Raw genomic sequence first — 14,270 nt, forward strand, 5'->3', positions numbered from 1 at the left:
AACAGAACATATGACAGAATAGAAGTCATTTATGTTAAAATAGATTGCACTCATTTATAAAAGGAGGCAGAAAACTTGGAAGCACAAACGCTAGGAAAAAAAGAGCGTTTTAAGTTGCTGCTGCAGCAGTTAGAGCTGACGAGTGATCAAATTGTTCCTTACTTTGAAAACGCAGCGATTGAAAAGCTCGTCATTCAGAAAGAACAAAAAAAATGGCATTTCCATTTTTCTTTAGAAGGGTTATTACCTTTTGAGATTTATGAGTTATTCCATGCTCGCATGTCTTCAGCTTTTTCTCATATTGCGAGTGTTTCTTTTTCTATTCAAACCGTTAATAAAGAATGTACGGAAGAGCATGTACAGTCATATTGGAAGCATTGTATTGGAGAAATGCAGGGCATATCTCCCCTTTTACAGTCGCTTTTACAAGATCAAATGCCGAGATTGAACGGTGCCAAATTGATTGTGAACGCACGACATGATGCAGAAGGAACGGCTTTACGTAAAAAGTATAGTCAGTTAATTGCTGATCAGTATGCGTCCTATGGGTTTCCGAACCTTCAGCTAATGACGGAAGTTGTACATTCAGAAGAAGCATTTCAGCAGTTTGTAGAGCAACGAAAACAAGAAGATACAGAAAAAGTATTACAAGCCATCACAGAAATGCAAAATAAAGAAAATGAAAAAAGTGATGGACCAGACCTACCAAAAGGTCCGCTTACAATTGGATATACGATTAAAGACGAGACGGTTCGCCTGGATTCCATTGTGGATGAAGAAAAGCGAATTGCCGTTGAAGGCTACGTATTTGATGCAGAAACGAGAGAATTACGAAGCGGACGTACGCTTCTTATTTTTAAAGTGACAGATTATACAAACTCTATTATGGTTAAAATGTTTTCGCGTGATAAAGAAGATATTCCTTTACTTCAAGCGATTAAAAAAGGAATGTGGGTAAAGGTTCGCGGAAGTGTACAAAACGATACATTTGTCCGTGATCTAGTTATGATTGGAAATGATGTTAACGAGATTACCGGTCCCGCTAGACAGGATACAGCGCCTGAAGATGAAAAGCGTGTGGAACTTCACTTGCATACGCCAATGAGTCAAATGGATGCCGTTTCATCTGTTGGAGCTTTAGTCGGACAAGCCAAAAAATGGGGACATCCGGCTGTAGCGATAACTGATCACGCGGTTGCACAGTCGTTTCCTGAAGCGTATGGAGCCGGGAAAAAGAACGGCATTAAAATACTGTACGGAGTGGAAGTCAATTTAGTAGACGACGGCGTGCCAATTGCCTATAATCCGCAGCATGTGGATTTGACAGAAGCAACTTACGTAGTATTTGACGTCGAAACAACCGGTTTGTCAGCCGTATACGATACCATTATTGAACTTGCTGCCGTGAAGATGAAAGAAGGCGAAATCATCGATCGATTTGAACGGTTTGCAAATCCTCATCATCCTCTGTCTGCAACAACAATTGAGCTGACGGGTATTACAGATGATATGGTCCAAAATGCGCCTGAAATCTCAGAAGTACTTCGGGATTTTCACGAGTGGATGGGCGACAGTATTTTAGTCGCTCATAATGCAAGCTTTGATATGGGATTTTTAAATATGGGACTGCAAAAAATCGGATTAGAAAAAGCAGCTAATGGCGTTATTGATACGCTTGAACTCGGAAGATTTTTGTATCCGCATATGAAAAACCATCGTTTAAATACTCTTGCTAAAAAGTTTGATATTGAACTTGTGCAGCATCACCGCGCGATTTACGATGCGGAAACAACTGGCTATTTGTTAAATAAAATGCTGAAAGATGCATTTGAACGCGAAATTACGATGCACGATCGCTTAAATGATTATATGGGAGAAGGGAATGCATATCAGCGGGCCCGTCCTTATCATGCCACGCTTTTAGCACAAAACGACGTAGGTTTAAAAAATCTATTTAAACTCGTTTCGATTTCTCATTTAAATTACTTTTATCGAGTTCCGCGAATTCCAAGATCTCAGCTCGATAAATATCGAGAAGGCATCTTGATTGGAACCGCATGTGACCGAGGCGAAGTATTCGAAGGCATGATGCAAAAAGGAATTGATGAAGTAGAAGGAGCAGCTGAATTTTATGATTACATCGAAGTGCAGCCCCCTGACAACTACAAGCACTTAATTGAACTGGATTTAGTGCGGGATGAGAAAGCCTTAAAAGATATTATCAGCAATATTGTGAAGCTTGGTGAAAAGCTTGGAAAGCCGGTTGTAGCAACAGGAAATGTTCACTATCTCAATCCGGAAGACAAAATTTACCGAAAAATTTTAATTGGTTCACAAGGCGGGGCTAACCCGTTAAACCGTCACCAGCTGCCGGATGTTCATTTTAGATCAACGGATGAGATGCTGAATTGTTTTTCATTTTTAGACGGGAACAAAGCGAAAGAAATTGTTGTTCATAATACGCAAAAAATAGCGGATATGATTGACGATATTAAACCAATTAAAGATGATTTATATACGCCAAAAATTGAAGGTGCAGACGAAGAAATGCGTGAAATGAGCTATGCGATGGCACGCAGCATCTACGGTGAAGAGCTGCCTGAAGTAGTAGAAGCCCGTCTAGAGAAAGAGTTGAAAAGTATTATCGGCCACGGGTTTGCCGTTATTTACTTGATCTCGCATAAACTCGTTAAAAAATCGTTGAATGATGGTTACTTAGTTGGTTCACGTGGTTCCGTAGGGTCTTCATTCGTTGCGACGATGACGGAAATTACAGAAGTAAATCCACTGCCGCCGCATTATGTTTGTCCAAAATGTAAGAAATCCGAGTTTTTTAATGACGGTTCCGTTGGTTCCGGATTCGACTTGCCGGACAAAAGCTGCGACGATTGTGGCGTACCATTTATTAAAGATGGACACGATATTCCGTTTGAAACGTTCTTAGGATTCAAAGGAGACAAAGTTCCCGATATCGATTTGAACTTTTCAGGAGAGTATCAGCCGCGAGCTCACAACTATACAAAAGTACTGTTTGGAGAAGATAATGTATATCGCGCGGGAACAATCGGTACAGTAGCCGAAAAAACAGCTTATGGCTATGTAAAAGGCTATGCCGGTGACCGTGATTTACATTTACGAAACGCAGAAGTGGATCGTTTAGTAGCAGGATGTACGGGCGTAAAACGTACAACGGGTCAGCATCCAGGGGGGATTATCGTTGTGCCGGACTATATGGATATCTTCGATTTTTCACCAATCCAGTTTCCAGCTGATGACCGTAATTCCGAGTGGAGAACAACTCATTTTGACTTCCATTCGATTCATGATAATTTATTAAAACTTGATATACTCGGACACGATGATCCGACCGTGATTCGCATGCTTCAAGATTTAAGTGGAATTGATCCAAAAACGATTCCGACGGATGATCCTGAAGTGATGAAAATTTTTAGCGGAACGGAATCACTTGGCGTAACAGAAGAGCAAATTATGTGTAAAACAGGAACGCTTGGCATACCTGAATTTGGAACGCGCTTTGTGCGTCAAATGTTAGAAGATACGAAGCCAACGACGTTTTCAGAGCTTGTTCAAATCTCGGGACTGTCGCACGGGACGGACGTATGGCTTGGTAATGCACAGGAGCTAATTCGCAATGATATTTGCAACTTAAGTGAAGTAATCGGCTGTCGTGATGACATCATGGTTTATCTGATTTATCAAGGTCTTGAACCTTCACTTGCCTTTAAAATTATGGAGTCTGTACGTAAAGGGAAAGGGCTAACACCTGAATTTGAAGAGGAAATGATCAAAAATGGTGTTCCGGACTGGTATATTGATTCTTGTAAAAAGATTAAGTATATGTTCCCTAAAGCCCATGCGGCTGCTTATGTATTGATGGCCGTGCGTATTGCTTATTTCAAAGTGCACCACGCGCTTCTTTATTACGCAGCATACTTTACGGTTCGTGCAGATGACTTTGATATTGATACGATGATCAAAGGGTCAACTGCCATTCGAGCGAAGATGGAAGAAATCAATGCCAAAGGTTTAGATGCATCTCCTAAAGAGAAAAACTTATTAACGGTGCTTGAGCTTTCTTTAGAAATGTGCGAACGAGGCTATTCATTTAAAAAAGTAGATTTATATGAATCTAGCGCAGACGAATTTTTAATTGACGGCACGTCTTTAGTTCCACCGTTTAATGCCATTCCCGGTCTTGGCACAAATGCAGCGCTGAACATTGTAAAAGCTCGTGAAACGGGAGAGTTTTTATCGAAAGAAGACTTGCAGCAGCGAGGCAAAGTATCGAAGACGATTTTAGAGTATCTAGACAACCATGGATGCCTTGAATCATTACCTGATCAGAACCAGCTTTCTCTTTTCTAACATTTGCATAAAATAAGCGGTTATGATATAGTAATTGTGGAAATGCTAAGGATACGGACGAGAAAGAGTGGGGAAACCCGCTCTTTCTTATTGATATGAACTTACTGACATAGTAAGTAGTATGGAGAACGAATCGGCTTCTAGCATGATTCGTTTTTTCTGTAGATTTTCAATCACCATGATTGATTTATTATGTGACGTTTAAAATCCTGCAACACAAATGACAACATTTCCACTCTAGTAGGTTAGACCTCTTATAGAGTGCAAAATAAAAATAGCAAATAAACCACTCTTTTTTGATATAAGAGACATAAAAAACGCGTAACCTAAACATACCATGCAATGTCTCGAAGGGAGGATTAGAATGAGTAAAAATGTAAAACAAACAGTGGAAGAAATGGTTTCCCCTATCTTAGAGGAAATGAATTTAGAGCTTGTTGAAATTGAATACGTAAAAGAAGGAAAAGATTGGTTTTTACGTGTGTTTATCGATTCTGATACCGGCGTGGATATCGAAGACTGCGGAGCAGTAAGTGAAAAATTGAGTGAGAAAATGGATGCAGTAGATCCAATCCCTCATAACTATTTTTTAGAAGTATCATCGCCTGGTGCGGAACGCCCATTAAAAAAAGATAAAGATTTTGAACGTGCAATTGGTAAGCATGTATACATAAAAACATATGAACCAATTGAAGGTGCAAAAGAATTTGAAGGCGAATTACAATCATTTGACGGAGAAACTGTCACATTATCTATTCGTATCAAAACACGCACAAAAACGGTGGTTTTACCATATGACAAAGTCGCTTTTGCTCGATTAGCGATTGTATTTTAATGTGTAGGGGCCAATATTAAAGGGGGATTATCCAACGATGAGCAGTGAGTTATTTGATGCCTTAGTCATTCTTGAAAAAGAGAAAGGCATTAGCAAAGATGTAATTATTGAAGCAATTGAAGCAGCGCTAATTTCTGCTTACAAACGCAACTTTAACCAAGCGCAAAACGTACGCGTTGATTTAAATTTAGAAAGAGGTTCAATGCGCGTGTTTGCTCGCAAAGATGTGGTTGATGAAGTATATGATCCACGCCTGGAAATTTCGGTTGAAGAAGCACAAACAATCAACCCTAACTTCCAACTAGACGATGTGGTTGAAATCGAAGTAACGCCAAAAGACTTTGGACGCATCGCGGCTCAAACAGCAAAACAAGTTGTTACACAGCGTGTTCGTGAGGCGGAACGAGGCGTTATCTATTCAGAGTTCAGCGATCGCGAAGAAGATATTATGACAGGTATTGTTCAGCGTCAAGATTCTCGCTTCATCTATGTGAGCCTTGGCAAAATTGAAGCATTGCTTCCTCAAAGCGAGCAAATGCCAAATGAGCAGTATAAACCTCATGATCGTATTAAAGTGTATATTACGAAAGTAGAAAAAACAACAAAAGGCCCGCAAATCTATGTTTCACGTACGCACCCAGGTCTTTTAAAACGTCTTTTTGAAAAAGAAGTACCGGAAATCTATGACGGTACAGTTGAATTAAAATCAGTAGCTCGCGAAGCTGGAGACCGTTCAAAAATCTCTGTTCATTCTGAGTATGCTGAAGTAGATCCGGTCGGTTCTTGTGTTGGGCCAAAAGGTCAGCGCGTACAGGCTGTTGTAAATGAACTAAAAGGTGAAAAAATTGACATTGTTCGCTGGTCAAATGATCCAGTTGAATTTGTTGCCAACGCTTTAAGTCCATCTAAGGTAGTAGATGTGATTGTAGATGAAAATGAAAAAGCAACAACTGTTATCGTTCCTGACTATCAGCTGTCACTTGCAATTGGTAAACGTGGACAAAATGCACGTCTAGCTGCTAAGCTGACAGGCTGGAAAATTGATATTAAAAGTCAATCAGAAGCTGAACAAGAAGGTATGGTTGTAAAAAACAGCGATGATATGCTAGTAAGTCAACATGCATTTGATTCAGATGAAGATATGGAATAAGAGGTGAGCCAAGGTGAACAATCGTAAAAAAGTCCCGATGCGAAAATGTGTGGCCACTGGAGAAATGAAGCCTAAAAAAGAGCTAGTACGCGTTGTACGCTCAAAAGAAGGCGACGTTTCAGTTGATGTAACGGGTAAAAAGTCCGGGCGCGGAGCTTATGTAAGCAAGGATAAAGAAGCAATTTTATTGGCAAAAAAGAAAAATGTGCTTTCGACACATTTAGGCGCGTCAATAGATGAAGCGGTTTATGAAGAGTTGCTAGCGCTTGTAGAAAAGGAGAAACAGTCACGCTAATGAATGAACAATGGATCTCCTTTTTAGGGCTTGCAAACCGTGCACGCAAATTGATTTCTGGAGAAGAACTTGTGGTTAGAGAAGTTCGGAAACAAAAAGCAAAGTTAGTACTTTTAGCAAGCGATGCGTCTGAAAACACAAAGAAAAAAGTAACGGATAAATGTTCTTACTATAACGTTTCGGTTAAAATCGTTCCCGATCGCTACACGCTAGGTCAAGCGATTGGTAAAGATGCTCGAGTTGTGGTAGCCGTTATGGACGAGGGATTTGCTAAAAAGCTAGCAACGATGCTCGGTTAATTTTATGGGGGTGAAAGTATTGAATAAAAATACAAAATCAACAGCTAACAAAGGAAACAATAAAGGTAACAAAAAGCCACAGTCACAAAAGTCACAGGCACCAAAAGGTAGACCAGCTCCAGCAGCTGCAAAAGAGTTACCGGAAAAAGTAACGTTTGTCGGAAGCTTAACGGTTTCTGAGTTAGCAAAAGAATTAGGCAAAGAGCCTTCTGAAATTATTAAAAAATTATTTATGCTTGGTGTAATGGCAACAATTAACCAAGAGTTAGATAAAGATTCTATCGAACTAATTGCCGGAGAATACGGTGTAGAAGTTGAAGAAGAAGTAGTAGTAGATGACACTGCTTTTGAATCATTAGAAATCATTGATGACGAAAAAGATCTTCAAGTGCGTCCTCCAGTTGTTACAATCATGGGTCACGTTGACCACGGTAAAACGACGCTTCTTGACTCTATCCGTAACACAAAAGTAACGGCTGCAGAAGCAGGCGGTATCACGCAGCATATCGGTGCTTATCAAGTTGTGGTTGATGAAAAGAAAATTACATTCCTTGATACACCAGGGCATGCTGCATTTACAACGATGCGTGCTCGCGGTGCGCAAGTAACGGATATTACAATCCTTGTTGTTGCAGCAGACGATGGTGTAATGCCTCAAACAATTGAAGCGATTAACCATGCAAAAGCGGCAGAAGTGCCAATTATTGTTGCGGTTAACAAAATGGATAAAGAAGCAGCAAATCCAGATCGCGTGATGCAAGAACTAATGGAGCACGGCCTTGTAGCTGAAGAGTGGGGCGGAGAAACAATCTTCTGTAAGCTTTCAGCCATTTCAGGTGAAGGGATCGATCAATTGCTTGAAATGATTTTACTTGTAAGTGAAGTAGAAGAGTTAAAAGCGAATCCTAACCGTCGTGCAGCAGGTACAGTTGTAGAAGCACAGCTAGATAAAGGCCGTGGGTCTGTAGCAACGCTTCTTGTTCAAACTGGTACACTACGCGTAGGTGATCCAATCGTAGTCGGAAATACGTTTGGCCGCGTTCGCGCAATGGTAAATGATATTGGCCGCCGTGTGAAGGAAGTAGGACCATCTACTCCGGTTGAGATTACTGGCTTAAACGAAGTTCCGTTAGCTGGAGATCGTTTCTTAGTGTTTGAAGATGAGAAAACAGCTCGTCAAATCGGAGAAGCTCGTGCTCAAAAGCAGCTTGAACAACAGCGCGGTGAAAAATCTCGCGTAAGCTTAGATGATTTATTTGAAAAAATTAAACAAGGTGAAATGAAAGACTTAAACCTTATCGTAAAAGCAGACGTACAAGGTTCTGTAGAAGCATTGGCTGCTGCTCTTCAAAAGATTGATGTAGAGGGTGTAAATGTTCGTATTATCCATACGGGTGTAGGTGCGATTACAGAATCTGATATCATTCTTGCAACTGCTTCTAACGCAATCGTTATCGGCTTTAACGTGCGTCCGGATGCTGGAGCAAAACGTACAGCTGACGTAGAAAACGTAGATATTCGTCTTCACCGCATTATTTATAAAGTAATTGAAGAAATTGAATCTGCGATGAAAGGAATGCTTGATCCTGAGTTTGCTGAAAAAATCATCGGTCAAGTGGAAGTACGTCAAACATTCAAAGTATCAAAAGTTGGTACAATCGCAGGAAGTTACGTAACGGACGGTAAAATTACACGTAACAGTGGAATTCGTTTAATCCGTGACGGAATTGTTATCTTTGAAGGTGAAGTAGATGTGCTAAAACGCTTTAAAGACGATGCAAAAGAAGTCGCTCAAGGATATGAGTGTGGTATTACAATTAAAAACTTCAATGATATTAAAGAAGGAGATATTATTGAAGCATATGTAATGGAGCAAATTGATCCTAAATGATTGGACTAGTGGAGTGTGAATGCTTAATTTACAATGCTGCTTCTCTTAAAGAAAAACGTGCCGTGCTTCAGCGCATCTTGATGCGCTTGAAGCAGCGGTTTAACGTATCAGTTTCAGAAACTGATTTTCAAGATGTGTGGCAACGAACAAAAATTAGCATTGTCGCAGTCTCATCTAGCCGTGTCACAACGGAACAAGAACTGCAAAAAGCGCTAAGCTTGATTGATTCTTTTCCAGAGATTGAACGTACCATTACAACTTTTGATTGGTTATAAAAGGGGTGACACAGATGAACATAAGAGCAACTAGAGTCGGAGAACAAATGAAAAAAGAGATGGGCGAGATTTTAAATCGTAAAATCAAGGATCCGCGCATCGGTTTTGTGACTGTAACAGATGTTCAAGTATCAGGCGATTTACAGCAAGCGAAAGTGTATATCTCTGTTTTAGGAGATGCTGAACAGCGTGAGAATACGTTAAAAGGCCTTGCGAAAGCAAAAGGATTTATCCGCTCAGAAATCGGTCAGCGCATTCGCTTACGTAAAACACCTGAAATTACGTTTGAGTTTGATGAATCAATTGATTATGGTAATCGAATTGAATCATTGCTTCATGAAATTAAAAAAGAAAGCGATGACCATCAAGAGAACGAATAAGATCAGTGAATGTAGAAACAAAAAAGGGTGTCTCAAAAGTGGTTTTTGCTTCTGAGACACCCTTTTTTAAATGAAAAGGAGATGAAGAATGAGTGGACGGTGTTTTAATTTTACATAAACCAGCTGGCCTGACTTCGCACGACTGTGTGTTTAAAGTCCGAAAGCTGCTTCGCACTAAAAAAGTAGGGCATACAGGCACATTAGACCCAGACGTTACAGGGGTATTGCCTATTTGTATCGGTAGAGCTACCAAAATTGTAGAGTATCTAACAGGAGCTACTAAAACCTATGAAGGAGAAGTTACACTCGGATTTTCTACAACAACAGAAGATTCTTCCGGAGAGGTTGTAGAAGAAAAGAAAGTAGTGGATTCTTTTTCACGTGCTCAAATCGAAGAAGTGCTGTCTTCGATGACAGGAGAACTTCAGCAAGTGCCTCCAATGTACTCCGCGGTAAAAGTCAAAGGTAAAAAGCTATATGAATATGCAAGGCAAGGAATCGAAGTAGAGCGCCCTGTTAGAACCATTCATATCTATAACTTTGAACTGCTAGACGATCGCGCTGCATTTGAGGGAGAACAAATTTCCTTCAAATTCCGCGTAACGTGCAGCAAAGGTACATATGTGCGAACGCTTGCTGTGATGATTGGAGAAGCACTTGGCTATCCGTCTCATATGTCTTATTTGCAGCGAACGGGTTCAGGGCAGTTTTCACTGGAAGATTGTGTGACATTTGAAGATATTGAACGGGCGGTAGAAGAAGAAACGATCAATGAGAAACTGCATTCGATCGAAGAAGCTCTTAATCATTTGCCGAAACTTCAAATTAGTGATACATTAGCAGAGAAAGTGAAAAATGGCGCGGTATTGCCGTGCACAGAAGATGAAGAGTTAAAAAAGGAACCATTCTTTTTAATGATAAATTCTGCAGGCAAGTGCTTAGCAATTTATGCTCAGCACCCAACGAAAAAACATTTAATGAAGCCGGTTAAAGTGTTGGCAATCGACTAGACCGGTTAGGGAAAAGGTGAACTGTGTTTTGGAAACGATTGAAATTCGACATCCACACCACTTTCAACGAGAAGCTGTTCAACAATCAGTGTTAGCACTTGGTTATTTTGATGGTGTGCATTTAGGGCATCAGCAAGTGATAAATTCAGCAAAACAGTTAGCCGATGAAAAAGGCATAGCTAGTGCTGTGATGACGTTTACTCCTCACCCTTCTGTGGTGCTTGGGCGCAACGTGCAGCACATTGATATGATCACACCACTTCAAGAAAAAAAGAAACTCATTGAGGAAATGGGAATTGACTTTTTATATATCGTTCATTTTGATAAACAGTTTGCAGCACTATTGCCTCAAGAGTTTGTTGATCAGTATATTATTGGCCTGAATGTGCAGCATGTGGTAGCTGGATTTGACTATACGTATGGAAAGTTAGGTAAAGGAACAATGGAAATACTACCATTTCATTCTCGATCAAAATTCACTCAAACAACAATTGATAAATTAACAAATGGCGAAGAAAAAATTAGTTCAACGCTCATTCGCGAAAATTTAGCAAATGGAGACATGCATCGAGTAAAAGAGCTGCTTGGGCGCTATTATGAAGTGTCAGGTACAGTGACTCATGGAGAAAAGCGAGGCAGGCAAATAGGTTTTCCGACTGCTAACATCGCTTTAGACGATGAGTATTTACTTCCGCGCATCGGCGTGTACGCTGTTGAGCTTCAGCTCCATGGCAAGTGGTATGCAGGAGTATGCAACGTGGGCTATAAGCCGACTTTTCACGATAATTTAGAAAAGCCAACAATCGAAGTCCACTTATTATCATTTGACGAGCAAATCTACGATCAGCACGTAACGGTGAAATGGCACCGAATGATTCGTTCAGAAAAAAAGTTCAGCGGCATTGAAGAGCTTGTCGGTCAGATCTCAAAGGACAAGGAAGAAGCCCTTGCTTATTTTGAAGGAATTCAAAAGCATAAGAAATAAAAAAATATATATAAATAGTTGCTACGACTTGCTTTTTGTTCTAATAAGTAGTAACATAACACTTGTATGTAAAACAACCATTGCTTGGCATTACGATTCACCAACGTTTTGCTCGGTAACTGGGGTTTAATAATAAGGAGGTGAATAGGATGGCTATCACACAAGAGCGTAAAAATGAAATCATTAGTGAGTACAAAACTCATGCGAACGACACTGGTTCTCCAGAAGTTCAAATCGCTGTCCTAACAGAGCAAATTAACAATCTAAACGGTCACTTACGTACTCATAAAAAGGATCACCATTCACGTCGTGGTCTTTTAAAAATGGTAGGTCGACGTCGTAACTTACTTAACTACCTACGTAACAAAGACGTTACTCGTTATCGTGAGTTAATCAACAAACTTGGTTTACGTCGATAATAAGAAGAAAGCGGGAGCATTCCCGCTTTTTTAGTATGTACATTTAAGAAACATTAAAGATGCTACATAATGTGAAAAAAGCTATTGTTTTTGGATATTTCGTTTATAATAAAACTATCACATTTGATTACATACATATTTTATATGTAGAGAGGGGTACTCGTCGATATGGAACAAGAAAAACGAGTGTTCTCCGTAGATCTAGCTGGACGAAAGCTAGAAGTTGAAGTTGGCCAGTTGGCAAAACAAGCAAATGGCGCAGCATTAATCCGCTATGGAGACACAGTTGTATTAAGTACAGCAACGGCTTCAAAAGAGCCTAAAAATGTAGATTTCTTCCCGTTAACAGTAAACTATGAAGAGCGTTTATATGCAGTCGGTAAAATCCCAGGTGGATTCATTAAGCGTGAAGGCAGACCAAGTGAAAAAGCAATCTTGGCTAGCCGTTTAATCGACCGTCCGATTCGTCCTTTATTCGCAGATGGTTTCCGAAACGAAGTTCAAGTTGTCAGCGTTGTAATGAGCGTAGATCAAAACTGTTCTTCAGAAATCGCGGCAATGTTCGGTTCTTCATTAGCATTATCAGTATCTGATATTCCATTTGAAGGTCCTATTGCAGGCGTAATCGTAGGCCGTGTAGACAATGAATTTGTTGTAAACCCAACGGTAGATGAGCTTGAAAAAAGCGATATTCATCTGACAGTTGCTGGTACAAAAGATGCGATCAACATGGTTGAAGCAGGCGCTGATGAAGTACCGGAAGAAGTAATGCTGGAAGCAATTATGTTTGGACACGAGCAAATTAAAAAATTAATTGCGTTCCAAGAAGAAATTGTAGCAGCAGTAGGCAAAGAAAAAGTAGAAGTTGCGCTTTATACTGTGGATGCTGACCTTGAGCGTCAAGTTCGCGAAATTGCAGAAGGTGACATGAACCGTGCCGTTCAAGTTCAAGAAAAGCATGCGCGCGAAAATGCGATTAAAGAAGTGAAAAGCGCAGTAGCTGCAAAATTTGAAGAGCAAGATGTAGAAGAAGAAGTACTAAATCAAGTGAATGAAATTTTATCGAAGCTTGTTAAAAGTGAAGTGCGTCGCTTGATCACAGAAGAAAAAGTGCGTCCTGATGGCCGTCGTATTGACGAAATTCGTCCACTTTCTTCTGAAACAAACTTGCTTCCTCGTACACACGGATCTGGATTATTTACGCGTGGACAAACTCAAGCGCTTAGCATCTGTACATTAGGTGCACTTGGCGATGTGCAAATTTTAGATGGTTTAAGTGTAGAAGAATCTAAACGCTTCATGCATCACTATAACTTCCCTTCATTTAGTGTTGGTGAAACTAGACCAATGCGCGGACCGGGTCGTCGTGAAATTGGACATGGTGCGCTAGGTGAACGTGCACTTGAGCCTGTTATTCCAAATGAAAAAGATTTCCCTTATACAATTCGTCTTGTATCTGAAGTATTAGAGTCAAACGGTTCTACTTCACAAGCGAGTATTTGTGCAAGTACGCTTGCAATGATGGATGCTGGGGTTCCAATTAAAGCACCTGTAGCAGGGATTGCCATGGGTCTGATCAAATCAGGTGAACACTACTCGATTCTAACGGACATTCAAGGAATGGAAGATCATCTAGGAGATATGGACTTTAAAGTAGCAGGTACGGAAAATGGCGTAACTGCGCTTCAAATGGATATTAAAATTGACGGGTTATCTCGTGAAATTTTAGACGAAGCCCTTCAACAAGCAAAAAAGGGCCGTATGCAGATCTTAAATCATATGATGTCAACGATTGCTACGCCTCGTCAAGAGCTTTCTCAATATGCGCCTAAGATCCTTACCATGGCTATTAACCCTGATAAAATTCGTGATGTTATTGGACCAAGCGGTAAGCAAATCAATAAAATCATCGAAGAAACAGGCGTTAAAATTGATATCGAACAAGATGGTACAATCTTCATTTCTTCTATTGATCAGCCAATGAATGAAAAAGCGAAGAAAATTATTGAAGATCTTGTACGCGAAGTTGAAGTCGGCCAAATGTACTTAGGAAAAGTAAAACGAATTGAAAAATTCGGTGCATTTGTAGAAATCTTCAGCGGAAAAGATGGGCTTGTTCACATTTCAGAGCTTGCAGAAGAGCGTATTGGGAAAGTGGAAGACGTTGTATCAATTGGCGACGAGATTCTAGTTAAGGTTATGGAAATTGATAAACAAGGCCGCGTTAACTTATCTCGTAAAGCAATTTTAAAAGAACAAAAAGAAAAAGAAGAAAAAGCAAAAGAAACAAAATAATCTTCTTTTACTACTATATAGATATTGTGAAATCGTCCATACATGAAGAA

General features: G+C 40.1%; 12 protein-coding genes. All 12 read left to right on the forward strand.

Annotated elements, in window-relative coordinates; all coding sequences use genetic code 11:
• Positions 1–75 precede the first annotated feature (75 nt).
• The 12 genes from AC0C45_RS03840 (at position 76) to pnp (ending at position 14,220) form a co-directional block, all read left to right on the forward strand.
• A complete protein-coding gene (locus AC0C45_RS03840) occupies positions 76–4,386 on the forward strand; it encodes a PolC-type DNA polymerase III (protein WP_263045045.1) in 4,311 nt (1,436 codons plus the stop codon).
• Between the two features lie 364 nt (positions 4,387–4,750).
• A complete protein-coding gene (rimP, locus tag AC0C45_RS03845) occupies positions 4,751–5,221 on the forward strand; it encodes a ribosome maturation factor RimP (RefSeq protein ID WP_013084764.1) in 471 nt (156 codons plus the stop codon).
• A 37-nt stretch (positions 5,222–5,258) separates the two neighbouring features.
• Positions 5,259–6,371 (forward strand): transcription termination factor NusA, encoded by a 1,113-nt coding sequence (gene nusA / locus AC0C45_RS03850; RefSeq protein WP_013058839.1) that lies wholly within the window; start codon positions 5,259–5,261, stop codon positions 6,369–6,371.
• A gap of 13 nt (positions 6,372–6,384) precedes the next feature.
• Positions 6,385–6,666: an RNase P modulator RnpM gene (rnpM, locus tag AC0C45_RS03855; RefSeq protein WP_013058838.1), complete on the forward strand. Its 282-nt coding sequence runs from the start codon at positions 6,385–6,387 to the stop codon at positions 6,664–6,666.
• On the forward strand, positions 6,666–6,965 hold the full coding sequence (locus AC0C45_RS03860; RefSeq protein ID WP_013058837.1) for a YlxQ family RNA-binding protein: 300 nt from the start codon (positions 6,666–6,668) through the stop codon (positions 6,963–6,965). The genes rnpM and AC0C45_RS03860 overlap by 1 nt, the downstream gene beginning before the upstream one ends.
• 19 nt (positions 6,966–6,984) lie before the next feature.
• Positions 6,985–8,856: a translation initiation factor IF-2 gene (gene infB, locus AC0C45_RS03865; protein ID WP_472927907.1), complete on the forward strand. Its 1,872-nt coding sequence runs from the start codon at positions 6,985–6,987 to the stop codon at positions 8,854–8,856.
• Positions 8,853–9,131, forward strand: a complete 279-nt coding sequence (locus AC0C45_RS03870; RefSeq protein ID WP_016765375.1) for a DUF503 domain-containing protein — start codon at positions 8,853–8,855, stop codon at positions 9,129–9,131. The genes infB and AC0C45_RS03870 overlap by 4 nt, the downstream gene beginning before the upstream one ends.
• A gap of 14 nt (positions 9,132–9,145) precedes the next feature.
• On the forward strand, positions 9,146–9,511 hold the full coding sequence (gene rbfA / locus AC0C45_RS03875) for a 30S ribosome-binding factor RbfA (protein WP_013058834.1): 366 nt from the start codon (positions 9,146–9,148) through the stop codon (positions 9,509–9,511).
• Between the two features lie 92 nt (positions 9,512–9,603).
• The gene (gene truB, locus AC0C45_RS03880) at positions 9,604–10,521 is read left to right on the forward strand and encodes a tRNA pseudouridine(55) synthase TruB (protein ID WP_013084763.1); all 918 of its coding nucleotides are present in this window, start codon (positions 9,604–9,606) and stop codon (positions 10,519–10,521) included.
• A gap of 28 nt (positions 10,522–10,549) precedes the next feature.
• Positions 10,550–11,506, forward strand: a complete 957-nt coding sequence (gene ribF / locus AC0C45_RS03885; protein ID WP_013058832.1) for a bifunctional riboflavin kinase/FAD synthetase — start codon at positions 10,550–10,552, stop codon at positions 11,504–11,506.
• Positions 11,507–11,655: 149 nt separating this feature from the next.
• Positions 11,656–11,925 carry a 30S ribosomal protein S15 gene (gene rpsO / locus AC0C45_RS03890; RefSeq protein WP_013058831.1) on the forward strand — a complete coding sequence of 90 codons (270 nt, stop codon included), beginning with the start codon at positions 11,656–11,658 and terminating at the stop codon, positions 11,923–11,925.
• Positions 11,926–12,093: 168 nt separating this feature from the next.
• The gene (pnp, locus tag AC0C45_RS03895) at positions 12,094–14,220 is read left to right on the forward strand and encodes a polyribonucleotide nucleotidyltransferase (protein ID WP_257061308.1); all 2,127 of its coding nucleotides are present in this window, start codon (positions 12,094–12,096) and stop codon (positions 14,218–14,220) included.
• Positions 14,221–14,270 lie beyond the last annotated feature (50 nt).

It is taken from the genome of Priestia sp. VA7 (genome assembly GCF_055710015.1).